General features: G+C 71.1%; 23 protein-coding genes. 11 read left to right on the forward strand and 12 right to left on the reverse strand.

What is annotated here, in order from left to right; translation table 11 throughout:
• Positions 1–321 precede the first annotated feature (321 nt).
• From ACQE3L_RS02310 to ACQE3L_RS02325, 4 genes are read right to left on the reverse strand one after another with little or no spacing between them, the layout of a single operon-like run.
• Positions 322–1377, reverse strand: a complete 1056-nt coding sequence (locus tag ACQE3L_RS02310) for a lysylphosphatidylglycerol synthase transmembrane domain-containing protein (RefSeq protein WP_426962183.1) — start codon at positions 1375–1377, stop codon at positions 322–324.
• Between the two features lies 1 nt (position 1378).
• The gene (locus tag ACQE3L_RS02315; RefSeq protein WP_426962184.1) at positions 1379–2275 is read right to left on the reverse strand and encodes a polysaccharide deacetylase family protein; all 897 of its coding nucleotides are present in this window, start codon (positions 2273–2275) and stop codon (positions 1379–1381) included.
• On the reverse strand, positions 2268–2735 hold the full coding sequence (locus tag ACQE3L_RS02320; RefSeq protein WP_426962185.1) for a DUF2304 domain-containing protein: 468 nt from the start codon (positions 2733–2735) through the stop codon (positions 2268–2270). The genes ACQE3L_RS02315 and ACQE3L_RS02320 overlap by 8 nt, the downstream gene beginning before the upstream one ends.
• Before the next feature lie 5 nt (positions 2736–2740).
• Positions 2741–3415, reverse strand: a complete 675-nt coding sequence (locus ACQE3L_RS02325) for a glycosyltransferase family 2 protein (RefSeq protein WP_426962186.1) — start codon at positions 3413–3415, stop codon at positions 2741–2743.
• A 164-nt stretch (positions 3416–3579) separates the two neighbouring features.
• On the opposite strand from ACQE3L_RS02325, the gene ACQE3L_RS02330 reads away from it, so the two are divergent.
• Together ACQE3L_RS02330 and aglJ are read left to right on the forward strand one after the other, a co-directional pair.
• A complete protein-coding gene (locus ACQE3L_RS02330; RefSeq protein WP_426962187.1) occupies positions 3580–5136 on the forward strand; it encodes an alkaline phosphatase family protein in 1557 nt (518 codons plus the stop codon).
• A gap of 81 nt (positions 5137–5217) precedes the next feature.
• Positions 5218–6144 carry an S-layer glycoprotein N-glycosyltransferase AglJ gene (gene aglJ, locus ACQE3L_RS02335; protein WP_426962188.1) on the forward strand — a complete coding sequence of 309 codons (927 nt, stop codon included), beginning with the start codon at positions 5218–5220 and terminating at the stop codon, positions 6142–6144.
• A gap of 34 nt (positions 6145–6178) precedes the next feature.
• Here aglJ and ACQE3L_RS02340 read toward each other — a convergent pair whose 3' ends face one another.
• Entirely contained in the window at positions 6179–6943 is a 765-nt protein-coding gene (locus ACQE3L_RS02340; protein ID WP_426962189.1) for a nucleotide exchange factor GrpE, read from the reverse strand.
• 153 nt (positions 6944–7096) lie between these two features.
• Between ACQE3L_RS02340 and menD the strand changes: the two genes are divergently transcribed.
• From menD to ACQE3L_RS02375, 7 genes are all read left to right on the forward strand, one after another.
• A complete protein-coding gene (gene menD, locus ACQE3L_RS02345; RefSeq protein WP_426962190.1) occupies positions 7097–8965 on the forward strand; it encodes a 2-succinyl-5-enolpyruvyl-6-hydroxy-3-cyclohexene-1-carboxylic-acid synthase in 1869 nt (622 codons plus the stop codon).
• 246 nt (positions 8966–9211) lie between these two features.
• Positions 9212–10408: a substrate-binding domain-containing protein gene (locus tag ACQE3L_RS02350; RefSeq protein WP_426962191.1), complete on the forward strand. Its 1197-nt coding sequence runs from the start codon at positions 9212–9214 to the stop codon at positions 10406–10408.
• Positions 10409–10453: 45 nt separating this feature from the next.
• Complete coding sequence (gene pstC, locus ACQE3L_RS02355; RefSeq protein WP_426962192.1) at positions 10454–11581, forward strand: phosphate ABC transporter permease subunit PstC; 1128 nt, start codon at positions 10454–10456, stop codon at positions 11579–11581.
• A complete protein-coding gene (gene pstA, locus ACQE3L_RS02360; protein WP_426962193.1) occupies positions 11578–13146 on the forward strand; it encodes a phosphate ABC transporter permease PstA in 1569 nt (522 codons plus the stop codon). The genes pstC and pstA overlap by 4 nt, the downstream gene beginning before the upstream one ends.
• On the forward strand, positions 13143–14075 hold the full coding sequence (pstB, locus tag ACQE3L_RS02365) for a phosphate ABC transporter ATP-binding protein PstB (RefSeq protein ID WP_426962194.1): 933 nt from the start codon (positions 13143–13145) through the stop codon (positions 14073–14075). The genes pstA and pstB overlap by 4 nt, the downstream gene beginning before the upstream one ends.
• Positions 14072–14749, forward strand: coding sequence for a phosphate signaling complex protein PhoU (gene phoU, locus ACQE3L_RS02370; protein WP_426962195.1), 678 nt, complete (start codon positions 14072–14074; stop codon positions 14747–14749). The genes pstB and phoU overlap by 4 nt, the downstream gene beginning before the upstream one ends.
• A gap of 2 nt (positions 14750–14751) precedes the next feature.
• Positions 14752–15771, forward strand: coding sequence for a phosphate uptake regulator PhoU (locus ACQE3L_RS02375; protein WP_426962196.1), 1020 nt, complete (start codon positions 14752–14754; stop codon positions 15769–15771).
• Between the two features lie 3 nt (positions 15772–15774).
• On the opposite strand, the gene ACQE3L_RS02380 is transcribed toward ACQE3L_RS02375, so the two are convergent.
• The 7 genes from ACQE3L_RS02380 to ACQE3L_RS02410 all read right to left on the reverse strand — a co-directional run bounded on the left by ACQE3L_RS02380 (position 15775) and on the right by ACQE3L_RS02410 (position 21419).
• The gene (locus tag ACQE3L_RS02380) at positions 15775–16728 is read right to left on the reverse strand and encodes a halo transducer protein (RefSeq protein ID WP_426962197.1); all 954 of its coding nucleotides are present in this window, start codon (positions 16726–16728) and stop codon (positions 15775–15777) included.
• 128 nt (positions 16729–16856) lie between these two features.
• Complete coding sequence (locus tag ACQE3L_RS02385) at positions 16857–17450, reverse strand: hypothetical protein (protein ID WP_426962198.1); 594 nt, start codon at positions 17448–17450, stop codon at positions 16857–16859.
• Positions 17451–17549: 99 nt separating this feature from the next.
• Entirely contained in the window at positions 17550–18566 is a 1017-nt protein-coding gene (locus ACQE3L_RS02390; RefSeq protein WP_426962199.1) for a metal ABC transporter permease, read from the reverse strand.
• Entirely contained in the window at positions 18566–19333 is a 768-nt protein-coding gene (locus ACQE3L_RS02395; RefSeq protein WP_426962200.1) for a metal ABC transporter ATP-binding protein, read from the reverse strand. Before ACQE3L_RS02395 ends, ACQE3L_RS02390 begins: the two co-directional genes overlap by 1 nt.
• Positions 19330–20406, reverse strand: a complete 1077-nt coding sequence (locus ACQE3L_RS02400; RefSeq protein WP_426962201.1) for a metal ABC transporter solute-binding protein, Zn/Mn family — start codon at positions 20404–20406, stop codon at positions 19330–19332. Before ACQE3L_RS02400 ends, ACQE3L_RS02395 begins: the two co-directional genes overlap by 4 nt.
• Positions 20407–20510: 104 nt before the next feature.
• Positions 20511–20996, reverse strand: coding sequence for a YbaK/EbsC family protein (locus ACQE3L_RS02405; RefSeq protein WP_426962202.1), 486 nt, complete (start codon positions 20994–20996; stop codon positions 20511–20513).
• A 138-nt stretch (positions 20997–21134) separates the two neighbouring features.
• Entirely contained in the window at positions 21135–21419 is a 285-nt protein-coding gene (locus ACQE3L_RS02410; RefSeq protein WP_058365720.1) for a DUF7545 family protein, read from the reverse strand.
• Between the two features lie 211 nt (positions 21420–21630).
• Here ACQE3L_RS02410 and gyrB point away from each other — a divergent pair, with 211 nt between their 5' ends.
• Both gyrB and gyrA read left to right on the forward strand, forming a co-directional pair.
• A complete protein-coding gene (gene gyrB, locus ACQE3L_RS02415) occupies positions 21631–23547 on the forward strand; it encodes a DNA topoisomerase (ATP-hydrolyzing) subunit B (protein WP_426962203.1) in 1917 nt (638 codons plus the stop codon).
• A 1-nt stretch (position 23548) separates the two neighbouring features.
• Positions 23549–26041, forward strand: coding sequence for a DNA gyrase subunit A (gyrA, locus tag ACQE3L_RS02420; protein ID WP_426962204.1), 2493 nt, complete (start codon positions 23549–23551; stop codon positions 26039–26041).
• The last annotated feature ends 41 nt before the right edge of the window (positions 26042–26082 follow it).

Genomic DNA, 26082 nt, shown 5'->3' on the forward strand with positions numbered 1-26082 from the left:
GGGGAGATGCGAGGCGCCGGTGCGGTTGCAGTGCGGTTGCGGTGCTGGGCGGGTGCGGTGCGGGGGTAGGTGCGGTGCGGGGCGGTTGCGGTGCGATTGCGGTGCTGGGCGGTTGCGATGCGATTGCGATGCTGGACGGGGCAGGACTGAACGGGACACCCGGTTCGGCCCCGCCCGACCCGTCTCCTGAAACCCGACCCGGTCGAGCCGGCTGGGGCTTTCGAGGTGATCCTGGCCCGAGCAGCGGCACCGACAGCAGCCGCAAAAACCCACAAGTGACAGAAAACAGGCGGCGACACGCCGCCCCGCTCAGTACCGCGGTCAGTCGTTCACGCCGTCGTTCGGCGGATCCGCCGCGTCCGAGGCGCCGTCGATGTCGAGCGCCATCGAGGGGTACCAGCCGGCCACCGCGGGCAGGTAGACGCCGAGGAAGCGGTCGACGAGCACGACCGACACCGCGGCCGCCTCGGGGACGCCGAGCGCGACGAACACCACCGTCGTCGTCGCCTCGGTGACGCCGATGCCGCCGGGCGTCAGCGGCAGCAGGGTGACGCTGTAGGCGGCGACCAGGTACAGCGGCAGCAGGGCCGCGGGCTCGAAGGGCGCGCCGAACGCCGCGAGCAGGACCAGCACGCGGAGGCCGGGCGCGAGCACCGAGAAGACGGTCCAGCCGGCGGCGTACCGCCCCCAGAGGCCGGGGTCGACCGCGAGCCGGCGGAACGAGGCGCTCGCGGCTGCGGTGAACTCCCGCAGCCCCGCGACGCGCTCCGCGGCCGCGGCGCCGACCCGCGGAAGCCGCCCCGCCAGCGCCGCGAGCGCGTCCACGAGGCGGTCGAGCAGCGGGAGATTGATGCCGGCCAGAAGCACCGCACCGCCGGCCGCGAGGTAGAGCCCGGTCGAAAGCGCGAGCAGCGACAGGATCCCGGGCGAGAGCCGCGGCGCGGCGGCCGCCACGCCGACCGCGGCCGCGACCCCGTACAGCACCGCGTAGATCCCGGTGTGAACGCCCGAAACCGAGGCGCCGTCGGCGTAGGACATCCCGGTCCGGCTCCGCAGGACGAACGGCGCCGCCACGCGCCCGGAGAGCCGCGAGGGGAGCAACTGGTTGAGGAAGTAGACGGTGAGGTCGACGCTCGCGGCCGCGCGGAACGACGCCGCGCCGACCCGCGCCATCAGCACCTGCCAGGTGTAGAAGCGCGCAAGCAGGCCGACGACCGAGACGCCGAGCACGACCGCGATCTCGGCGGGACCGAGGCGCCCGAGGAGGCCGAGCACCTCGCCGAACCGCACCTGCGTCGACACCCACCCGAGCGCCGCGATCCCGAGTCCGTACTGGAGCGCGGCGACCGCCAGATCGCGGGGGGAGCGGTCCGCCACACTACGCCCCTCCGTCGGGCGGTTCCGGCTCCCCACCGTCACCCAGTCCGGCGTCCGCGAGCACGTCCTCGCAGGCGACGAACGAGAACTCCGTCGAGAGGATGCGCTCGACCGCGCGCCGCATCCAGTCGCCGGTCCTGGCGTACACTCGCTTCGGAACGCCCTCGACGTCCGGGAGGTCGACGAACTCCCACGGGTGGACGTACAGCACGGGGGCGATCCCCCGACGCGCGAGCAGGCGCATCCCGAGGGTCGTGTACCGGACGCCGAAGAAGCGCAGCCACGTCCCCGTCAGCGGGAGCCCGATACCGGGAAACACCGCGGTCGGCACCTCCGCGAGGCCGGCCGGCGCGGTCGGGTCGACCGCGGTCGCGGGCGCGGGCCGGTGGAGGTCGTACTCGCCGCCGTACCAGCCGGGAATCGCGCGACAGGAGACGACGCTCGCGTCGTAGGCGTAGCCCGCCGCGTCGAGCGCCGCGAAGTGGTCGTCCCCGAAGTCGAACGCCGGCGCGCGAAAGCCCGCGACCGACGCGCCAGTGACGGTCTCGAGCCGCTCCTTCGACCGGACGAGTTCCTCGCGGCGCTCGTCGGGCGAGAGGTCGGTCAGCAGTCGGTGCGTGTGTGTGTGCGAGCCCACCTCGTGGCCGGCGTCGACGAACGCGCCGACGGCGCCGGGATGCTCCTCGGCCACCTCGGAGACGACGAACGCCGTCGTCCGGGCGTCGTGGCGCGCGAACGCCTCCCGCAAAAACCGTGCGCCCGCCAGCCCGACGCTCGGGTCGTCGAGCGTCCCCGAGGCGTTCCTGTACGCGGGCGTGTGACGGAACAGCTCCACGTCGACCGAGAGGACGGCGCGGCGCGCGTCGCTCGGCCCGCCGCCGCGGCCCCCGTCACTCATGGTCGTCGGGGTCATCGCTGTCGCCGCGACCCCCGGCCGCTTCCAGTTCGGCGTCCAGCAGGCTCAGGCGCTCGTTCAGCCGGGAGACGCGGTCGTACAGTTTCCCGATGCGGTTGAGCAGGTAGATGACCAGCGCGAACAGCGTCAGGTTCGAGACGACGAGGATGGCTCGTGCGCGCAACTCCAGTCCGAGCAGGCGCGCCACGAAGTCGAACGCGCCCGGGAACAGCGCCACGAAGACGAGTCCGCCCCCCACCGCGACCGAGAGGACGAACACCGCGACCGCCTCCCGGCCCTTCCGCACGAGGAAGTAGCCGTTCGCGAGGAACAGCAGGCCGACGAGCAGCGAGACGACGTTGACCAGCGAGTAGTCGAACGTACCGAGCACCGCCGGAGCACCGGCGGTGACGGGAGCGTCGAGCGTGACGAGAGCGCCGGTCGTTGCGAGTGTGTCGATCATGGGAGTCACCGGAACAGGAGGACGCGCAACACCACGTCGGTCATGCGGAGCGGGTAGAGGACGAACGTGTCCAGCGTGAACTGCGAGTCGCCCTCCTCGCGGGTCGGCATCGCGACCGACACCTCCGTGATGCGCTGGTCGCGCTTCGCCGCGTCGAGCGTCTGCTCGACCGCCCAGTGTCTGTCCGAGCGGTGGAGGATCTCGGCCAGCGCGTCGACGCGGTAGACGCGGAAGCCGCTGGTCACGTCCGTGATGTCGACGCCGCCGAGCACGTTCACGACGGTCGTGAAGAAGCTGATCCCGAGCCGCCGGACGAAGCCGTACTCCTCGAAGCTCTCGTTGAGGTACCGGCTGGCGATCACCATATCCGCGTCCTCGGCCGCCTCCAGCAGGCGCGGGATGTGGGCCGGGTCGTGTTGGCCGTCCCCGTCGACCTGCACCACGAGGTCGTAGTCGTTGCGGATCGCGTACTGGTAGCCGGTCCTGACCGCGCCGCCGACGCCCGTGTTGAACACGTGCTCGACGACGGTCGCGCCGTGGTCGCGCGCGACCGCGGCGGTCGCGTCGCTGGAGCCGTCGTCGACGACGACGACCTCGTCGACGTGTTCGCTCGTGCCCTCGATCACGGGGCCGACCGTCTCGGCCTCGTTGTACGCGGGGAGGACGGCTACGGTTCGCACGTGCCCGAGAGAACCCGCGGCCCGCACTTATGAATGTCGTTCGCCCGAGGGCGTCGCGGCCGGGCGGCGAGGGCGCCACGGCCGGCCGGAGAGGGCGCCGACGCCGGAGCGCCGTTCGCGCGCACGACGAAAGCGACTTGTGAGTCGGCCGGGACCGTCCCGACATGAGCAGAACGGTCGTCGTGGGGCTGGACGGGTCGAACTGGCGCTTGCTCGAACCGTGGCTCGACGACGGCACCCTCCCGAACCTCGCCGCCCTCCGCGAGGAGAGCTCGTGGGCCGAGACCGAGAGCTGTCTCCCGCCGGTCACCTTCCCGAACTGGAAGTGCTACTCGTCCGGCAAGAACCCCGGAAAGTTCGGCGTCTACTGGTTCGAGCGCGTCGACCTCGCGGCCGGCGAGATCGAGGTGACCAACGGCGCGGACTTCGAGACGCTCGAGCTGTGGGACTACCTCAACGACGAGGGCCACCGCGCGGGCGTGGTCAACATGCCCACGATGTACCCGCCCCGCGACATCGACGGCCCCGTCGTCGCCGGCGGCCCCGACGCCGTCGAGGGCGAGTACCGCTCCATCAGCGGCGGCTACGCCACCCCCGAGGGGCTCGCCGACGACCTCGAGGAGCGCTTCGACTACCGCGTCCACCCCGACCCCCTGCTCTCCTCCAACGAGGAGACCGGCGCCGAGGTCGACGCCATCCTCGACCTCCTCGAGAAGCGCTTCGAGGTCGCCACGACCCTCCTGGAGGAGGAAGACCTCGAGTTCGTCCACGTCACGCTGTTCTACCTCAACGTGCTCCAGCACTTCTTCTGGAACGACGAGCCGACGAAGCGCGCCTACGAGATCGTCGACGAGTGGGTCGGCCGGATCGACGAGATGGAGGAGACGAACCTGGTGATCATGTCCGATCACGGCTGCGCGCCGACGACGACGGAGTTCTACGTGAACGAGTGGCTGGCCGAGAACGGCTACCAGACGCGGTCGGCGAGCGTGGACAGCGTGCTCCAGAAGGTGGGCATCGACCGCGAGAACGCCCTCGCGGCCGCGAAGGCGGTCGGCGCGGTCGACCTCCTCGCGAAGGTGGTCCCCGAGCGACTCCAGCAGCTCGTCCCCCAGAGCGCGGGCCTCAAGAGGGACAGAAAACTGGAGGCGATGGATCTGTCGGAGACGAAGGCGGTCGCGAGCGGGCAGGGACCCATCTACCTCAACCCCGCCTTCGACACGGAGGCGGTCCGGGAGGAGCTGATCGCGGACCTCGAAGCGGTGGAGGACGACCACGGCCCGCTGTTCGACGGGGTGTACCGCGCCGAAGAGGTGTACGAGGGGCCGCACCTCGGCGAGTCGGACGCGCCCGCGGTCGTGGTCGACCAGCGCGACGGCGTCCACGTCAACGACGGCGTCGGCGGCGGCGACGTACTGGCGGGCCCGGACCGCTGGCGCGCCGAGAACACGCGCAACGGCCTCTTCCTCGCCAGCGGCCCCGACTTCGAACACCGCGGCGAACTCGAGCAGATCAGCATCACCGACATGGCCCCGACCCTGCTCGCGGCCGCCGGCTGTGCCGTCCCCACCGACATGGACGGCGACGTGCTCCCCATGCTCGCCGGCGAGGCGGCCGAGGACGCCGACACGCGCGACCCCCTCTCGCCCGCCGCGGCCGCGACCGACCGCGACACCGACGGCGTCGAAAACCGACTCAAACAACTCGGCTACATGGAGTAGCTGAGTGCCCGCCGGGAGCGGAGGGTTCCGCCGTCGCGTCAAACCGTATACTTAACCACCCGGGCGGGCGACGGGCCGGTAATGGCGAGTCGCGACGACGTGTGCGTCCTCCTGCCGACCTACAACGAGGCCGCGACCATCGCGGACGTGGTCGGGGGCTATCGGGCGGAGGGACTGGAGAACGTCGTCGTGATCGACGGCGGCTCGGAGGACGGCACTCGCGAGCGCGCCGCCGAGGCGGGCGCGCGAGTCGTCGAGCAGTCGGGCGACGGCAAGGGACAGGCGGTCCGCGAGGCGGTCCGCGACCACGTCGACGCCGACTACGTGCTGATGGCCGACGCCGACGCGACCTACGACGCCGCCGACGCCGACGCGATGCTGGAGCCGCTGCTGTCGGGCGAGGCCGAGCACGTGATCGGCGACCGGTTCGCGGACATGCGGGAGGGGGCGATGACCCGGCTCAACCGGATCGGCAACCGGCTCATCAACGGCGCATTCCGCCTGATCCACGGCGAGGACTACGGCGACATCCTCTCCGGGTACCGCGCGTTCACTCGCGAGTCGTTCCAGCAGCTCACCCTGAGCGCCGAGGGGTTCGGCATCGAGACCGAGATGGCCGTCGAGTGCGTCAAACACGACGTGCCGGTCGCGGTCGTCCCCATCACCTACCGGCCGCGCCCCTCCGGGTCGGACACGAACCTCAACCCCGTCCGCGACGGCGGGATCATCTTCCTGGAGCTGTTCCGCAAGGCGAAGACGAACAACCCCCTGTTCTACTTCGGGAGCGTCGGCGCGGCGTCGACGACCGCCGGCCTGGCCGTGGCCGCCTACGTGCTCTACGACTGGATCGCGTACGGTATCGGCCACCAGATCCTCGCCATCGTGGCGGCGGCGGGCGTCCTGTTGGGGTTCCAGCTGCTGATGTTCGGCTTCCTCGCGGACATGATGCTGTCGCTCCACCGCGAACAGATACGACGGCTGGACGGACGGCGGGACGGCGACGGCTGAGCGCGGATCGACGGCGGCCGGAAACCGACCCGGACTACTCGTCGCCGTCGGAGACGGTCACCTGCGCCTCGCGGATCACCTTCTCGCCCAGCTCGTAGCCGGGCTGGTACACCTCGTGGACCGTCCCCTCGGGCTGGTCGCTCTCGACGCGGAGCATCACCTGATGACGCGTCGGGTCCACGTCGGCGCCCGGCTCCGGCTCGATGGGCTCGACGCCCTCCGCCTCCAGCACGCGGTCGAACTCCTCCAGCGTGGACTCGACGCCCGGCCGGATGTCCGCGCCCTCCTCCTGGTCGAGCGCCCGGATCAGGTTGTCGCGGACGGGGACGATGCGCTCCACCAGGTCCTCGGCCGCGCGCTCCTTGATCCGCTCCTGTTTCCGCTGCTGGCGCTGCTTGTAGTTCTGGAAGTCGGCCTTCGAACGCTTCAGTCGGCTCTCGAGGTCCGCGACCGTCTCCTCGGCCTCGGCGAGTTCCGCCTCCAGTTCGGTCACGCCCGCCTCGAGGTCCGCGACCGCCGAGGCGAGCTCCTCGTCGTGGGCCGCGACGCGGTCGGCGAGGGGCGTCTCGGTCTCGCCGTCGTCGGTCGTCCGGCCGCCGGCGGCGCCGTTCGCGTCGGCCGACTCCCCGTCGTCGGTCGTCCGGCCGCCGGCGGCGCCGTTCGCGTCGGCCGACTCCCCGTCGGCGGCCGCGGCGGGGTTCTCGCCTGCGGCCTCCGCGGCGCTCGCCGCGTCCCCGGCCGCGCCCGATTCGTCGTTCGGCGCCTCGACCTCGACGTCGACGGCGTCGTCGTCGCTCATGTGCGAGGGGAGGCCCGCGCCGGGCTTAAGGCTTGCAGAACGCCGCGGCCGGGGTTCGCTTCCCCCGGCTGCGTTCCGCTCGTCGCGGCCGCGTTCCGCCCACTCGGTCGCGTTCCGCCGGCTTATAAGCCCGCGACCCCCGAACGGGAACTAATGACCGCACCGAACCGGAACACGCTGTGGGCGTCCGCCATCGTCGAGGAGCTGGCCCGTGCGGGCGTCTCCGCGGCGGTCGTCTCGCCGGGGAGCCGCTCGACGCCGCTCACGATGGCGCTGGCCCGCCACGACGACGTGCACGTCTTCTCCCAACTCGACGAGCGCTCCGCGGCCTTCTTCGCGCTCGGCCGCGCGCGGCGGACGGGCGAGGTGACGCCGCTGGTCTGCACCTCCGGCACCGCCGCTGCGAACTACCACCCCGCCATCGTGGAGGCCGACGAGGCGCGCGTCCCGATGCTGGCGCTGACCGCCGACCGCCCGCCGGAGCTGCGCGACTCCGGCGCGAACCAGACCGTCGACCAGGAGAAGCTCTACGGCGACGCCGTCCGCTACTACAAGGACCTGCCCGAACCCGCCGCCGACGAGCGCGCGCTCGAGTCCGTCCGCACCACCGTCGCCCGCGCGCTCTCGGCCGCGGAGGGGACGGCGGCCGGCCCGGTCCACCTCAACGTCCCGTTCGCCAAGCCGCTCGAACCGACGCCGGTGGAGGGGGACGTGCCCGCCGACCTCGACCCCGAGGCCGCCGCGGGCCGCGACGGCCCCTACGTCTCCCGCCACGCTGGCGCCCCCGAACTCGACGACACGTCGCTGCGGGAACTGGCGGCCGCGCTCGAGACCGACCGCGGACTGATCGTCGCCGGGCCGGCGGACCCGCCGGGCCTCGACGCGGAGGCGGTCACCGCGCTCTCGCACGCGACCGGCTTCCCGGTCCTCGCGGACCCCCTCTCGGGCGTCCGGTTCGGCGGACACACCCGCGTCGCGCCCGTGATCGGCGGTTACGACGCCTACCTCTCGCCGGACCTGGCCGAGGCGGAGGCGTTCCCGAACCCCGAGGTCGTCGTCCGACTCGGCGCCTCCCCGACCTCGAAGAACCTCCGCAAGTACCTCGCGGCGACGGACGCGGACCAGTACGTCGTCGACCCCGCGGGCGCGTGGCGCGAGGCCGAGTTCGCGGCGACGGACCTGGTGGTCGCCGAGCCCTCCCGGCTCTGCGGTCGGCTCTCGCGACTGCTCCCCGGCGGCGACGCCGACTGGCGCGCGCAGTGGGAGACGGCGGACGCCGCGGCGTTCGACGCGCTGGAGGGGAGCGCCGCCGAGGGCCGGAACGCCGGAGAGGCGACCGGCGCGACCGCCTCCGACGCCTTCCTCGAGGGGCGCGTCCTCGAGACCGTGGTCGAGGCGCTTCCGGACCCCGCGACGCTGTTCGTCTCGAACTCCATGCCCGTCCGCGACCTCGACCGGTTCGTCGCCCCGTCGGCGAAGTCGGTGACCGCGCTCGGGAACCGCGGCGCCTCGGGCATCGACGGCATCGTCTCGACGGCGCTCGGCGCCGGGTCCGCGACGACCGACGACCTGACGCTCGTGACCGGCGACCTCGCGCTGTATCACGACGCCAACGGCCTGCTCGCGCTCGACCGCTGCGAGGTGGACGCGACGGTCGTCGCCGTCAACAACGACGGCGGCGGCATCTTCCACAAGCTTCCCGTCGAGGCGTTCGACCCGCCGTTCACCGAGCAGTTCAGGACGCCTCACGGCATCGACTTCGAACCGCTCTCGGCGCTGTACGACGTGGACTTCGCGCGGATCGACGCGCGCGGCGGCGCGGGTGACGGGGGGGAGAGCGACGACGCGGCCGGGCGCGCGCTGGCCCCCGACGAGGCGACCGCGGCCCTCCGCGACGCCCTCGCGACCGCACGCGAGGAGCCCGGCAGCCACCTGATCGAGGTGCGGACCGACGCCGAAACGAGTCACCGTGCGCGGGAGGCGCTGCGGGAGCGCGTGGTCGAGCGGGTTCGTGAGGAGTGAGAGGCCGGGGACGACCCCGTGAAGGAGCCGGGAGCCGGGGACCGGGAGCCGGCGCTCGGTGAGCCCCCACGCGCGACGCGGGGAGCACTCGCGCGACCACTCGCGCGGCCCGCGCTCCATACACTATATATCCGACAGTACCGATACCGCCGACTCCGAGGCGCTACCGTCGGGTCCTGGTCGCTCCGTCACGGTCCAGTCACCTATTATAAACGTGTTTAATAGGTCGACGGGTGCTCTTACTCGATGTCACGTGACGCGGCGCATCAGGTGGACGCGGTATCACGCCGAAAGTACCTGCTGACGCTGACCGCCGCCGGGGCGGCAGGCCTCGCGGGGTGTAGCGGACAGAGCAACAGCGGGAGCGGCGGCGAGAGCGGGACCAGCAGTGGCGGGAGCGGCGGCGGGAGCGGAGACGGCGACGACGCCGACGAGGGTGGAAGCGGCGGGTCGGCGGCGCCGGCCACGGTGACTGCCGAGGGGTCCTCGACGGTGTACCCCATCTCGAACAAGGGGAGCTCCTACTGGAACTCCAACTCGCCGGCGAGCGACGGCGAGTACTGGGGCTCCAACGACGAGTCGTCGGTCCCCGGCTGGGACCAGATCGACACTGACCAGAACATCGCCGACTACTTCGCCGGGCTGTACGGCTTCGAGCCGACCGGCGAGCGGTCGAACCCCCCGTTCGCGACCCGCGTGGCGCTGAGCCACTCGGGGACCGGCTGTGAGGCCGTCCGCGACGGGCTGGTCGACATCGGGAACTCCTCCGGGCCCATCACGGCGGAACTCGACATCAGCGAGGAACAACGCGACGAGAACTACGTCGACCACGTCGTCGGCCGGGACGGCCAGCCCGTCTTCGTCAGCCAGGCGATCTACGACGCCGGCGTCGACCAGCTCACCGGCGAGCAGATCCGCGGCATCTACCAGGGCGACATCACCAACTGGAGCGAGGTCGGCGGTCCCGACCGGGAGATCTACGTGGTCGGCCGCGCCGAGGGCTCGGGCACGGACACCTCGTTCAGGCTGAACATGCTCGGCGACGCCGACGCGCCGATGGAGGTCGACACCCGCCTCGGACAGAACCAGCAGGTCCAGCAGGTCCTCCAGGACAACGACAACGCCATCGGCTACATGGCGCTCGCGTTCTCCGGGCCGGGGATCCAGGCGATCGCGATCGACTTCGAGGGCACCGTCTTCCGCCCGGACCCCGACGCCGAGAACACCATCTTCGACTCCGAGTACCCGCTGAACCGCGACCTCCACATGTACACGCGGATCACCGAGGACACGCCGGAGGGAACGGACATGCGCGAGGCGGCGTTCCTCAACATGTTCCTGACCGACTTCGGCCAGCAGGTGTTCGTCGAGGACGTCAACTACATCACCCTACCGACCTCCGACATCGAGGCCGAGCGCGCGAAGCTGCCGGAGCAGGCCTAGCGTCGCGGCCCCGGAGACGACCGCTCTCCGACCGATATTTATCACATGTCACTCACGAATCCACCGACTGACTGGCGTGCGGGCATCGAGCGGCGGGTCACCCGGACGCGAGCGTTCGTCGACGAGACCGACCCGGAGGCGCTGGCCGTGGTCGGCGTCTCGATGGGGTCGCTTCTGGCGGCGTTTCTCGGCTTCCTGCTGGCGTCCCCCTGGACCGCGGTTCCGCTCGGCGCGTTCCTGATCGCGACGGGCGTCGGCTGGGTGCGCCACCAGGCGCTCGTCGCCCGCGCCGTCACGTTCGCGATGACGACGGTGACGCTCGTCACGCTCGGCCTCATCGTCGTGTTCATCGTCGCCGAGTCGCTCCCGGCGTTTCGGTACGAGACGGCCACCGTCCTCGGCACCTCCGTCCCCGGACTGCGGATGTTCACGGCGACGCGGTGGGACGCGGTCTCGGAGCCGGTCCGGTTCTCGCTCGTGCCGATGATCCACGGGACCGTGATGGTGACCACCATCGCGACGCTGGTGGCGGCGCCACTGGGCGTCGCCGCCGCGCTGTTCATCGCGGAGATCGCGCCCCCGGCCGTCCGTGAACTCGTCAAGCCCGGCATCGAGGTGCTCGCCGGCATCCCCTCCATCGTCTACGGGTTCATCGGCTTCACCGTGATCAACCCCTGGGCGAACGACGCGTTCGCGCTTAACGGCGGCTCGACGTACCTCTTCGTCGGGGCGGTCGTCGGCCTGATGGCGCTGCCGACGGTGGTCTCCGTCGCCGAGGACGCGCTGACGAGCGTCCCGGACGCGATGAAGGACGGGTCGCTCGCGCTCGGGGCGACCGACTGGCAGTCCATGACCTCGATCACGATTCCGGCCGCGTTCTCCGGCGTCTCGGCGGCCGTCCTCCTCGGCGTCGGGCGCGCGATCGGCGAGACGATGGCGGCGACGGTGATGCTGGCCGGCGTTCCGCGCATCAGCGACCCCCTGTTCAACGTCTTCTACGGCTACGAGACGCTCACGTCGCTGATCGCCCGGGGGTACGGGAGCGCGAACGGGGTCCACGAGAGCGCGCTGTTCGCCGCCGGCGTCGTCCTGTTCGTGACCGTGCTGTGTCTGAGCCTCGTCTCGCAGTACGTCGAGTTACGCATGCGGCGCCGCCTGGGGGGTGCCGAATGAGCCGCGCGACCGAGACGGCCCTCGTCCGCGAGGACCGGAGCGTGTACGAGGCCCTCACGGCGGGCGCGGTCGGGGTCTCGGGGCTCGCGTTCGCCGTCGGACTGGCGGCGCTCGTCGACGTCGTCGCCATCGACGACCCCGTCGCGGGACTCCCGCTGTCGACGGCGCTCGGCGCGGTGCTGGTCGTCGTCGGCCTCGGCGTCGTCGGGTTCGGCGTGGCCTCCCGACTGGGAGTCGTCGACACGGGGCCGCAACCGAGCGCGGGGATCGTCGCGACGGCGGCGTTCACCGGTCTCTGGCTCGCCATCGGTGCGCTCGCGGCCGGGAGCGTCGGCCTCGAGGGCGTCGGCCGGCTCGCCGTCGCGGTCGTCGCGGGGGGCGTCGCGTTCGCGGCGACCGCGCTCCCGCGCGAGGACGTGGGGTCGACCCTGCCCGCGGGGGGCGTGGCCGTCCTCGCGGGCGCGGTCCTCGCGAGCGCCGTCGTCGGACCGGGGTGGGAGCGAGTCCTCGCGGGGTACGACGCGACGCTGTTCGGCGACACCGTCGTGCCGGTCGTCGTGATGGTCGCCTCGCTGGTCGCGGGCTGGGGGGCCGCGAAGGCGTACGGCGGGTTCGGCGCCCGGGGACGCAACGTCGGCGCGTACGTCCTCATCTACCTCGTCGTGGTCGCGATCCTGTCCGTCCTCGTCGGCCTCGTCGCCTTCGTGACGGTCAGGGGGCTCCCCGGGCTGTTCCGCGGGTTCGGCGTGGGCGGCCCGGGCCTCCTCAGGTGGCCGTTCCTGACCAACGGGGCGGGGCTGCTGGCCGAGGTCGCGGGCGTGTTCCCGGCGCTCGTCGGGACGGTCTGGCTGGTCGTCGGCGCCGTCCTGTTCGCCGTGCCGACCGGCGTCGGCGCCGCCGTGTTCCTCAGCGAGTACGCCGAACAGGGTCGGTTCACGGGCGCGGTCGAGGTGGCGACGAACGGGCTCTGGAGCACGCCGAGCATCGTCTTCGGCCTGTTCGGCGCCGCCTTCCTGATCCCCCGGTTCGGCAACCAGAAGTCGCTGATCGCGGGGATGTTGACGCTCGGGTTCATGCTGCTGCCGCTCGTCCTCATCACGAGCCGCGAGGCGATCCTCGCGGTCCCGGACGAGTACCGGGACGCGAGCGCGGCCCTCGGCGTCTCCAAGTGGCAGACGGTCCGGAGCGTGGTCCTCCCCGCGGCGATCCCGGGGATCACGACCGGCGTCATCCTCGGCGTGGGGCGCATCGCCGGCGAGACCGCGCCGATCCTGCTGACCACGGGCGGCGGCGTCCTCCCGGCGAAGTCGGCCGCGCCCGACGTGCTGGGCGGCTTCCGGCTGACCGGTTCGCCGCCGTTCGTCAGCAACCCCGCGCTGCTCGAGGCCACGAGCGCGCTGCCGTATCAGCTGTACGCGCTCATCACGGCGGGGCTGAGCGGCAACATCGAGAACCCGCAGGAGTTCGCGTGGGGGCTGGCGCTGACGCTGCTGCTCGTCGTGTTGGCCTTCTACGCGGTCGGCATCGCGACGCGCTACTACTTCAGACGGAAACTCCACCAATGAGTCAGACAGACACCGCGGAGACCGTAGAGACCGCAGAGACGACGGCGAACCGCACCGACGACCAGGGGGTCTCCACGACCGCCGGCGAGACCGTCGAGGAAACGCGCCCGGAGTGGACCGACTACGAGGCCGCCGGCGAGACGAAACTCGCCGTCGAGGAGCTCGACGTCCACTACGGCGACGACCACGCGCTGAAGGGCGTCTCGATGGACATCCCCGAGCGGAGCGTGACGGCCCTCATCGGCCCGTCGGGGTGCGGCAAGTCGACGTTCCTCCGGTGTCTGAACCGAATGAACGACCGCATCCGCAGCGCCCGCGTCGACGGGACCGTCGCCATCGACGGCGAGGACGTCTATCAGGACGGCGTCGACCTCGTCGAGTTGCGCAAGCGCGTCGGGATGGTGTTCCAGAGCCCGAACCCCTTCCCCAAGTCGATCCGCGCGAACGTCTCCTACGGCCCGCGGAAACACGGCGACGTCGAGACGGGCCTGCTCGCGCGGCTGACCGGGCGCGCGGAGCCCGACCGCGAGAGGGACCTCGTGAAACGGTCGCTCGAACGGGCCGCCCTCTGGGAGGAGGTTCGCGACCGGCTGGACGACAACGCGCTCGGCCTCTCCGGCGGCCAGCAACAGCGGCTGTGTATCGCCCGCTGTCTGGCCGTCGACCCGGAGGTCATCCTGATGGACGAGCCGGCCTCCGCGCTGGACCCCATCGCCACCGCGAAGATCGAGGACCTCATCGAGGACCTCGCGCAGGACTACACCGTCGTCGTCGTCACCCACAGCATGCAACAGGCCGCCCGCGTCTCCGACCAGACCGCAGTCTTCCTGACGGGCGGCGAACTCGTCGAGTACGACGACACCCAGAAGATCTTCGAGGACCCCGAGAGCCGGCGCGTCGAGGACTACATCAGCGGGAAGTTCGGGTGATCGCCGTGCCCCGTGACGACTACCGCGAGTCGCTCGACGCGCTCCGGTCCGACGTCGACTCGATGGCCGACGACGTGCTCGACCAGCTCCGGCGGGCGCTCGCGGCGCTCGCGGGCGACGACGACGCGTCGGCCCGCGCGGTGATCGACGGCGACGAGGCCATCAACCGGCGATACCTCGAACTCGAGGGCGACTGCATCGACCTCTTCGCGCTCCAACAGCCCGTCGCCTCGGACCTGCGGTTCGTCGCCGCGTCGTTCAAGATCCTGACCGACTTAGAGCGGATCGGGGACCTCGCGACGAACCTCGCACGCTACGCCCTCGTCGAAGGGCCGGCCGTCGGCGCGGACGTTCGCGTCCACGAGATCGGTGAGACCGCCGCCGACCAGGTCCGGGCCGCCGTCGACGCGTACGTCGAGGGGGACGCCGACGCCTGCCGAGCGATCGCCGAGCGCGACGACGAACTGGACGCGCTGTGTCAACACGCCAGCGAGGCGGTCGTCCGCGAACTGGTCGCCGGCGAGCCGGACCGCTGGGAGATCGAACGGCTCCTCGACGGGATCTCGAACCTGCTGCTGACGATCCGCGACCTCGAGCGGATCGGCGACCACGCCGTCAACGTCGCCGCGCGGACGCTGTACGTGACCGACAGCGACCCGGAGCTGATCTACTGATCATGGAGACGAGAAAGCTCCAGGAGGTCGGCGGCGGGACGTTCACCGTGTCGATCCCGAAGGGGTGGGCGCGGGACCACGGGCTCGAGGGGGGGATGGACCTGCGGCTGTACACCCACCACGACGGGTCGCTCCTCGTCCGGTCCTCGGACGCGGACGGCGGGTGTCTGGACGAGGTCGCGATCGACGTCGACGCCGACGGTCCCGACGCCGTGCGGTGGGCGATCCGGACCGCCCACGCCGCGGGGTTCGAGACGATAACGATCCGATCGGCCGAGCCGTTCACCGACGCCGAGCGCAAGGCGGCGCAGTCGACGGTGCGCGGGCTCGTGGGGACGGACATCACCGCCGAGTCGGACGCGGCGATCACGGTCAGCCACATGCTGGACGCGTCGTCCGTCTCCGTGCGCCAGTCGGTCGTCCAACTCCAATACGTGGCCATCGGGCTTCAGCGAGACGCGATCGACGCGTTCCTCGACGCCGCTGACGCGCACGCGAGGGTCCGCGACCGAGCCGACGAGGCCCGTCGGTCCGCGGAGATGATCACGCGCCATCTGTCGCGGTCGCTGGTCTCGCACGCGGAGCTCGACGCGCTCGACGTATCGCGCCCGGAGCTGTTCGTCTACTACGTGACGGCCGAGTGCCTCGAAACCGTCGTCGGGCGGGCCGTCCGGATCGCGGCACTGACGGAGCGCCTTCCCGGTCCGGTGCCCGGGCCCCTCGCCTCGGATCTCCGGTCGGCCGCTGAGGGCGCCGAACTCGCGCTCGACGACGCGGTGACCGCGATCTTCGACGGCGACACGACCACGGCGCGTCGGTCGAAGGAGCGCTGTGCGGACGCCGTCGAGCGGATCGACGAGGTCGAACGCGCGCTGTTCGACGGGACGGCCGTGGAGTCGGTGCCGACGGCCGTCGCGCTGGCCGGCGCGATCGAGCAGCTTCGGCGCATGGCGGCGTGCGGCCGGCGCGTCGCGGACGCCGCCGCGCGGTCGACGGTTCGCGCCCGGAACCTCGACCTCTGACCGCTACGCCACGTCCGGCCGGTGCTCCGCGACCACGGCCTCGACCTCGGACCAGTCGACCGGCGGCTCCAGATCCGCGAGCGCCGCCTCGACCGCCGTCAGTCGGTCGTCGAAGCGCTCGGCCAGCGCCGGCGACGCGCAGCCCTCGAGCCGGTCACCGACGGCGTCGTGACGGGCCGCGAGCTCGTCGATCCGGGCGTCGACCCCGGAGGGCGGGTCGACCCCCTCGCGCTCGGCCCACGCCCGCAGCGCCGACAGCTCCGCCCGGAGGTCCGCGATCATCAGCGACAGGACGCGGTGGCGGATCGTCGCCGCGAGCCACCGCCGTCCTCTCTCGTTCCCCTCGGGCGCCTCGCCGGCGGCCGCGATCTCCGAGGCGGTCGCGTCGAGTCCGTCCAGCGCGTCAGCGACCGCGTCGACGTCGTCCGCGAACGCCGCCTCGCGCCGGTCGGCGTCGGTGAGCCACTCCCGGAACGAGTCGAGTTCGAGTTGCAGGTCGTCGGCGGCGCGCTGCGCCTCGTTCGCGGCGCCCGTCACCGACCGGATCCGTCGCGCGATCCGGTAGAGGTCGCCGTCGTCCTTTCGCGCGAGGATCGCCTGTACGTCGTCGCCGAGTTCGTCCGTGCGGTCCTCGATCGCGTCGAGCCGTGCCGCGAAGCCGTCGACCCGCGACGAGACGGGACCCAGGTCCAGCACGGGATCGGCGTCCTCGCGTGCCTCGGACAGTTTCCGAGCCGCGAGCTCCGTCCGCGTCTCGGCGGTCGTCACCACCTTCGAGGCGTTCGCGAGCGCGTCGTCGACGGCCGTTCGGCGAACCGTCCCGTCGCGGGCGACGATGGCGAGCGTCTCGCGCACCCGGCCGGGATCGGTCCGTTCGTCGTCGACCGCATCGACCGCCGCGTCGACGGACAGGCCGTCGAGGTCCTCGCGTCCGTCGCCGCGCTCCCCGTGACTCATGCGTCCCCGTTACGGCCAGGGGTCCGTCAGTCATTCGGTGTGGACCTCCCGGGAGGGCGGCGGGGCGGCCACCTCGACCTCCGTGGCCCCTGCCCGGAGGAGCGAGCCGCCCCGGCCGGACACGGCCCTCAGACGCCGCCGTTGAACACCCAGAAGGCGACGGCCGGCGCGAGCGCGATCAGGACTCCGAGCCCGACCGTCGCGAGGGCCGTTCGCCGGTCGATGACGGCCGCGTCCGCGTCGTAGCGCCACAGTTGCAGCGCGACGAAGACGCCGCCGACGAGGAGTCCGCCGAGGTACAGGAAGGACGGCTGCAGGAACGTCGGCGTCGCCGTGGGACCGCTCCGCAGTCCGATCTGCGCGCCGAGGCCGATGGCGCCGACCGCGGCCGCGCCGAGGACGTACGCGACGCCGGCGACGACGTGCCGGACCGTCGCCTCCGCGGAGAAGGCGTGGGGACCGTCGGCTTCGGGCTGTGGCGCCGCGAAGCTCGCGACGCCCGCGCGAAGCAGCGGGAGCGTCCCCAGCGCGACCAACACCGCGTACGGGAACGCGGCCCCGACCGCGATGATGAGGATCGCCGCCGCGATGGCGTACGTGCGCGTCGTCACCTCGCCGAGGACGAGCGGCGGGACGACGAGGACCGCGAGCGCCACCAGTCCGAACAGGACCAGCGGGACCGAGTGACGCCTGAACGACCGGCGCGTGGAGGGCGTGGACACGCCTCCGGATCCTCGGCAGGCCGGTAAATGCCTTCTGCCGCGTCACGCTCCGCGGCCCTCGCGGCGCCCCTCGCGGCCGACCGCCCGTTCGGGGGGCCGTCAGTGCAGCGACAGCGAGACCGACCGGCTCGACGCGGCGACGCTCAGGAGGTAGAAGCCGATCCCGATCAGGACGACGGTTCCGCCCGCGGGGAGGCCGGTGACGTACCCCACGAGTAGCCCCGAGACGACCGACACTTCGCCGACCAGCACCGCGAGGAGGAGGGCCTCGCGGAAGCTCTCCGCGACCTGCGAGGCGGCCGCGGTCGGGACGACCAGCATCGCGGCGACGAGGATGACGCCGAGCACCTGCATCGAGCCGACGACGACCATCGCCGTGAGCACGACGAGCAGCTTGTTGTACAGCGACACGTCGAACTGCGCGACGCGGGCGGCCTGCTCGTCGAAGGTGATGAAGAGGAGCTGTTTGTACTGGGTCGCGACGACGCCGACGACGAACGCCGAGAGCGCGACCATCACCCACGCGCCGCCGACGGGGACGAACGAGATGTTCCCGAAGAGGAACGAGTCGATGTTCAGCCCCGAGAAGCCGCCGCCGTAGGAGATGATCACCGTGCCGAGCGCGAACGAGCCGGTGAGCATCACCGCGATGGGCACGTCGCCGTACGTCTCCGTGCGCTCCGCGAGCCACTCGACGCCGAACGCGCCCAGGACGGCCGCGACCAGCGCCGACAGCAGCAGCGGCGCCGACCAGTCGGTCGCGGAGGCGACGAGCAGGCCCGCGGCGACGCCCGCGAAGGCCGTGTGCGCCAGCGTCTCGCCGATCAGCGCCATCTCCCGGTGGACGACGAACATCCCCACCAGCGGCCCGACGACGCCGATGAGCGCGCCCGTCGCCAGCGAGTACCAGACGAACCGGAACCGGAACATCTCCAGCCCCGTGAGCGCCTCCAGCACGCGCCCGAGCAGGACGAGGAACTCCGCGAGGCCGCCGCCCGGAAGCCCCGCGCTCCCGAGCGCGTCGCTGGCCATGAACAGCACGAGCAGGCCGACGAACGCCGCGACCGCGACCGTCGCGCCCTCGACCAGCCGCGTCCGCGTGGGTTTCCCGGTCATCAGTGGTGGTGATGGACGACGCTGCTCGTCGAGCCGTACGCCTCCTCCAAGGCGTCGCTCTCCACGAACGACTCGGTGTCCCCGTGGTGGAACAGCCGGCGGTTGATGCAGGCGATGCGGCTCGCGCGGTCGGTGACGACGCCGATGTCGTGTTCGATCAGGACGATCGTGATCCCGTCGTCGTTGAGTTCCTGTAACAGGCCGTAGAAGCGGTCGCGCGACTCCGCGTCGACGCCGACGGTCGGCTCGTCGAGCGCCAGCAGGTCCGCCTCCGACGCGACCGCGCGGGCGATGTACGCGCGCTGGCGCTGGCCGCCGGAGAGCGCCGCGATCCGGCGGTCCGCGAGGTCGGCGATCTCGACCCGCTCCATCGCCTCGCGGACCGTCCGCCGATCGGCGTCCGTCAGCCGGCCGGAGCCGCGGTGTGGGTACCGCCCCATCTCGACGACCTCCTCGACGGTGACCGGCATCGCGGAGCCCTGCTGGGTCGCCTGCTGAGCGACGTAGCCGATCCGGTGGCCGTCCTCGAACTCGTCGATCGGCTCGCCGAACAGGCTAACGGAGCCCTCGTCGGGCTCGAGCAGCCCGAGCATCAGGTGGAGGAGCGTGGTCTTGCCCGAGCCGTTCGGACCGACGAGACCGAGGAACTCGCCGGACTCGACCGTGAGCGTCACGTCCTCGACGGCGAGCGTCTCGCCGTAGTCGTAGGTGACGTCCTCGACCGCGACGACCGGCGGGTCGTCCCGCCGTGCTGCGTCCTCGCTCACTCGGTGATCCCTACCGCCGCTTGCAGGGCCGGCAGATTAACCTCTTCCATCTGTTCGAGGTAGCCCCAGCCGCGCTCGTTCCACTCCTGGGTCGTCCCCTCGGCGGGCGAGAGGTGCTCGACTCGGCTCGCGCTCGACTCGCGGACGACGGTGTTCGCGAGGTCGTCGGAGCCGAAGTGGTCGGCCAGCACCACGTCGATCCCCTCGCTGTCGATCAGGTCGACGACCGCCGAGATCTCGTCCTGACTCGGCTCGGCGTCCGGCGAGACGCCCTGCGGGGAGACGACCTCCAGCCCGTAGCGGTCCGCGAGGTAGGCGTAGGAGTTGTGCGCGGCGACGACGACGGTGTCGCGCTCGCGGTCGGCGAGACCGGCCTCGAAGGCCTCGTGGAGCGCCGTCAGGCGCTCGACGTAGGCGTCGCCGTTCTCCGCGAAGACCTCCGCGTTGTCCGGGTCCGCCTCCTGGAACCCCGAGACGATGGTCTCGACGCTCTCGGCCGCGCGGACCGGGTCGACCCAGAAGTGGGGGTCGTAGTCGCCGTGCTCGTGGTCGTCGTGAGTCTCCTCGGTGTGGTCGTGGCCGTCGTGGGTCTCCTCGGTGTGGTCGTCGTGACCGTCGTCGTGAGTCTCCTCTGTGTGGTCGTCGTGACCGTCGTCGCCGTGGTCGTGGCCCCCCTCGTCGAGGGCCAGCAGGTCGACGCCGTCGAGCACGTCCACGAGCGTCACCTCGGGGTGGTCGGACTCGATGGTCGCGGCCGTGTTGCGGGCCCACCGCTGGAACCCCGGCACGTCCATGTAGACGAACGCCTGGTGGGAGACGACCTCGGTCGCCAGGTCCGGGCCGGGCTCCCAGCGGTGGCCCATCGTCCCCGCCGGGACCGGGTTCTCGACCGGGAAGGCGTCGCCGCCGACCTGTCGCGCGAAGTCGGCGAGCGTGAAGAAGGCGGCGTACGCGCCGTCCTCCAACTCGCTCGTGCCCGCGACGCGCTTGAGTCGCTCGGTACAGCCGGCGAGCGCGCCGACGCCGAGCGTCCCCGCGGTCGCGCGTAACACGTCGCGGCGTGAATGGGTCATACACGACCCTATCGGGTTCTCCGAGAAAAGGGTTGTTATCCTTCAGACTCGTTTTAATAACTTCGGCCAGTAGTCGCGGGCGAGTTATTATCCCGCCGCGACCCTCACTCGGTGAGGTCCACGACGGTCGCGTCGGCGGCCGCGCGCAGGCGCTCGGGCGCGACCGGGAACACGGCGTCGGGGGTGCCGGCCGCGGCCCAGACGGTGTCGAACTCGGTCAGCGTCGGGTCCATGACCGCCGGGAGTGCGGCGTCGTGGCCGATCGGCGGGACGCCGCCGATGCTCCAGCCGACCTCCTCGCGGATGCGGCCGGGGTCGCCCATCGCGGCGCCGTCGGCGTCGAAGTGCGCCGCGACCGCGCCGAGGTCGACGCGGTTCGCGCCGCTGGTCACCGCGACGACGAGGTCGCCGTCCCGCGGGCCGCCCGAGAGCTCGATCACGATGCTGGAGGCGATCTGGGCGGTCTCACAGCCCACGGCGTCGGCGGCCGCGGCCGCGGTCTCGGTCCCGGCGTCGAACTCCTCGACGGTCACGTCGAGGTCGTGGTCGGCCGCCGCCCGCTCCGCGAACTCCGCAGCGCGCTGGTGCATGTCCCGCCGCAGGTGGCCGGCCGACAAAAGGCTGCGGACGCCGGCGGAACGTGCGCGGCCGGCCTCGGCGCTGTGCGGGTCAAAAAGCGGGTCGAAAAGCGGTCCTCGAAGCCTCCGGCGAGACGCGGTTAGTGCCAGTCAGTGCGAGTGGCCGAGCGCGTCCGCGAGCGAGGTGCCGAAGCGCGCCTCGAACAGCTCCTCGGCGGTGTCGTTCATCTCCTGGATCTCCTCGGGAACCTCGCCCTCGCCGTGATGCGCCATCATGTGCGCCTGCTGGGCCATCGCCTGCAGCACCACGTCGCTGATGACCTTCGCCGGGTTCTCGCCCTGTTCGGCCATCGTGCCGACGAGCCCCGCGGGCAGTTCGACGGTGTCCTCCTCGCCGTTCGGTCCGGTCACGGTGTAGGTCTCGGTGTCAGCCATACGCGAACGTGGTCGTCGGAACATAAGGGTCTGTGGAAACGCGGCCGGCGCGGTCCGCGCGGTCGGCCACGGGGCGGCCGGGAGCCGACCACCCCGGACCTCGGGGTCGTGCACACGGAGTGCACACCGTGTCGCCATGATGTGTTCGCCTGCGCGCCCACGCGCGTGCGGCGCCTTTATCAGTGGGCATCGAGTAACCCGATCAAGTACGATGGACGAAGAAAACGAGTACGGCGCCGGGCAGATCCAGGTGCTGGAAGGCTTACAGGCCGTCCGCAAACGGCCCGCGATGTACATCGGGTCCACGGACGCCGGCGGACTCCACCACCTCGTCTACGAGGTCGTCGACAACGCCATCGACGAGGCGCTGGCCGGCTTCTGTGACGACATCGAGGTGGAGATCCACGACGACGGCTCCGTGAGCGTCCGCGACGACGGGCGCGGCATCCCCGTCGACACCCACGAGGAGTACGACCGCCCCGCGCTGGAGGTCATCATGACTGTCCTCCACGCGGGCGGCAAGTTCGACTCGAAGTCCTACCAGGTGTCGGGCGGGCTCCACGGCGTCGGCGTGAGCGTGGTCAACGCGCTCTCGAAGCGGCTGGAGGTCGAGGTGAAACGCGACGGCGGCGTCTACCGCCACCGCTTCGAAACCGGCGAGCCGGTCCCGGACGCCTTCGAGCGCGTCCGCGACATGGAGCCGGACGAGGAGACGGGGACGCACATCCGCTTCTGGCCCGACGGCGACATCTTCGAGACCACGGACTTCGACTTCTCGACGCTGTCGAGCCGCCTCCGCGAACTGGCGTTCCTCAACTCCGGCGTGGAGATCACGCTGGCCGACGAGCGGAGCGACGAGTCCGAGACGTTCCGCTACGACGGCGGCATCCGGGAGTTCGTCGAGTACCTCAACGAGACGCGGTCGCCGATCCACGACGAGGTCATCTACTTCGAGGACGAGGCGGACGGCATCCACGTCGAGGTCGCGATGCAGGCCACCGAGGAGCTGCAGGGCTCCGTCCACGCGTTCGCGAACAACATCAACACCCGCGAGGGCGGCACCCACCTCACCGGGTTCAAGACCGCGCTGACGCGCGTCGTCAACGACTACGCGAACGACCACGGCCTCGTCGACGACCTCGACGCGAACCTCAAGGGCGAGGACGTCCGCGAGGGGCTCACCGCGGTCGTCTCCGTCAAACACCCCGACCCGCAGTTCGAGGGGCAGACGAAGACGAAGCTCGGCAACTCCGAGGTCCGCGGCGTCGTCGAGTCCGCGACCCACGAGCAGCTCGGCACGTTCTTCGAGGAGAACCCCGACACCGCCCGGAAGGTCGTCCACAAGGCCGCGGAGGCCGCCCGCGCGCGCAAGGCCGCGAAGAAGGCCGAGGAGCTGACCCGCCGCAAGTCGGCGCTGGAGTCGACGGCCCTGCCCGGAAAGCTCGCCGACTGCCAGACCCGCGACCCGGACGAGGGCGAACTGTTCGTCGTGGAGGGCGACTCCGCGGGCGGTTCGGCCAAGCAGGGCCGCGCCCGGGAGTTCCAGGCGATCCTCCCCATCAAGGGGAAGATCCTCAACGTGGAGAAGCACCGCCTCGACCGCATCCTCGAGAACGACGAGATCCGGGCGCTGATCACCGCCATCGGCACCGGCATCGGCGAGGAGTTCGACATCGAGGAAGCGCGCTACCACAAGATCATCCTGATGACTGACGCCGACGTCGACGGCGCCCACATCCGAACCCTCCTCCTGACGCTTCTGTATCGCCACATGAAGCCGCTCATCGAGGCGGGCTACGTGTACGCGGCCCAGCCGCCCCTCTACCGGATCCGGTACAACGGCGAGACGTACGACGTGATGACCGAGGCGGAGCGCGACCGCGTCGTCGAGGAGAAGTGCAACGGCAACCCCACGCAGATCCAGCGGTTCAAGGGCCTCGGCGAGATGAACCCCGAGCAGCTGTGGGACACGACGATGGACCCGGAGAACCGCATCCTGAAGCAGATCAATATCGAGGACGCCGCGGCCGCCGACCGCATGTTCAACGTGCTGATGGGCGACGCGGTCGAACCGCGCAAACAGTTCATCAAGGAGCACGCGACCGACGCCGAGTGGGTGGACATCTGAGATGAGTTCCGAGACACCGAATCCCGACGACGTGCGAGCCGCACAGGTCAAGACCGCCCGCATCGAGGACGAGATGGAGCAGTCGTACATCGACTACGCGATGTCGGTCATCGCGGGGCGCGCGCTCCCCGACGTCCGCGACGGGCTCAAGCCCGTCCACCGACGCATCCTCTACGCGATGCACGAGGCGGGCATCACGAGCAACACCTCCCACCGGAAGTCCTCCTCCATCGTCGGCGAGACGATGGGCGATTATCACCCGCACGGCGACTCCCCCATCTACGACGCCTTGGCGCGGATGGCCCAGGACTTCTCGATGCGGTACCCCCTCGTCGACGGGCAGGGGAACTTCGGCTCCGTCGACGGCGACCCGCCGGCCGCCCCGCGCTACACGGAGGCGCGCATGGCGCCGCTGGCCGAGGAGATGCTCGCGGACATCGAGCGCGACACGGTCGACTTCCAGAGCAACTACGACGACCGGCTCACGGAGCCGGAAGTGCTCCCGTCCGCGTTCCCGAACCTGCTGGTCAACGGCTCCTCGGGCATCGCGGTCGGGATGTCGACGAACATCCCGCCGCACAACCTCGGCGAGGTCATCGACGCGACCGTCGAGCTGATCGACGACCCCGAGGCGACCGTCGAGGACCTGATGGAACACGTCAAGGGACCCGACTTCCCGACGGGCGCCAACATCGTCGGCCGCAACGCGGTCCACAAGGCGTACAAGACCGGTCGCGGCCGGATCCGCGTCCGCGCCGAGTTCGAGGTCGACGAGGAGGAAGGCCGCATCGTCATCACCGAACTCCCCTTCCAGCAGAACAAGTCCCGGCTGGTCGAGCGCATCGCGGAGGACGTCAACGACGGCTCCATCGAGGGGATCCGCGACCTGCGCGACGAGTCCGACCGTGACGGCATCCGCGTCGTCGTCGAGCTGAAGCGCGACGCGATGGCGGAGGTCGTCAAGAACCAGCTACTGGAGAGCCACCTCGAACGCACCTTCGGCGTCATCAACCTCGCGCTGGTCGACGGCCAGCCGAAGGTGCTCGACCTCAAGGAGACGCTCCAGGAGTACCTCGACCACCGCCGCGAGGTCGTCCGCCGGCGCTCCGAGCACGAACTCGCCGAGCGACAGGACCGCGCGCACATCCTCGAGGGCCGGCTCCGCGCGCTCGACCACGTCGACGAGGTGGTGGAGGCGATCCGGGAGTCCGAAGACCGCGACGCCGCGAAGGCGGCGCTGCGGGACGACTTCGACTTCTCCGAGGAGCAGGCCGCCCACATCGTCCGGATGCAGCTCGGCTCGCTCACCTCGATGGAGACCGAGGAGATCGAGTCCGAGTACGAGGACGTGACCGCCCGCATCGAGCGGCTGGAGGAGATCCTCGACTCGCAGGCGGAACTCGACGCGGTGATCGAGAAAGAGCTGCTGGAGATCAAAGACGAGTACGGCGACGAGCGCCGCACCTCCTTCATCGAGGACACCGGCTCCGTCACCCACGAGGACCTCATCCCGGAGGAGGAGTTCGTCGTGGTCATGTCCGAGGACGACTACATCAAGCGGATGCCGCTGGACGCCATCCGCGCGCAGAACCGCGGCGGGAAGGGGGTGATCGGCACCGACCTGAAGGAGGAGGACGCCGTCTCCTCCGTCTTCGTCGCCAACTCCCACGACTACCTACTGGTGTTCACCAACGAGGGCCAGATCTACCAGCTGAAGACCTACGAGATCCCGGAGATGTCCCGCACCGCCCGCGGGAAATCCGCGGTCAACCTGCTGGACCTAGACGACGGCGAGGAGATCCAGGCGGTCGTCAACACCGACGACCTCGACGACGACGAGTACCTCACGATGGTCACCCGGGACGGCTACATCAAGCGAACCGGCGTCGAGGAGTTCGAGAACATCCGCTCGACGGGGATCCGTGCCATCCGGCTGGAGGACGGCGATCAGCTGGTCGACGTCGGCGTCACCGACGGCGACTTCGACATCGTCATCGGCAGCCGCGACGGGATGGCGATCCGCTTCGCCGAGGAGGAGGTCCGCGCGATGGGCCGCACCGCCCGCGGCGTCCGAGGGATCGACCTCCGCGAGGGCGACGCGGTCGCGGGCGTCGCGGCCGTCGACGCCGACGCGCACGACTGGCTCCTGACGGTCACCGAGAACGGCTACGGCAAGCGCTCGGACGTGGCGGAGTACCGGCTCCAGTCCCGCAACGGGATGGGCCTCATCGACATCAAGACCGGCGATCGGAACGGCGAGGTCGTCTCCGTGGACGCGGTGTCCGCGGGCGACCACCTCGTGACGATGAGCCGCGAAGGCCAGATCCTCCGGACGCGCGTTGAGGACCTCTCGAAGGTCGGCCGCAACACGATGGGCGTCGTCGTGATGGACCTCGAAGCCGGCGACGAGGTCTCCACGGTCGACATCGTCGACGCGGAGACGGTCGCGGCCGCCGATGCCGACGAAGAAGCCGACGAGAACGCCGCCGAGTAGCACCCGACCGGCGCGAACCGGCAGCCCCTTTTCCGCCCCCG

Origin of the sequence: Haloparvum alkalitolerans (assembly GCF_050122995.1) — an archaeon.
GTDB lineage: Archaea > Halobacteriota > Halobacteria > Halobacteriales > Haloferacaceae > Haloparvum > Haloparvum alkalitolerans.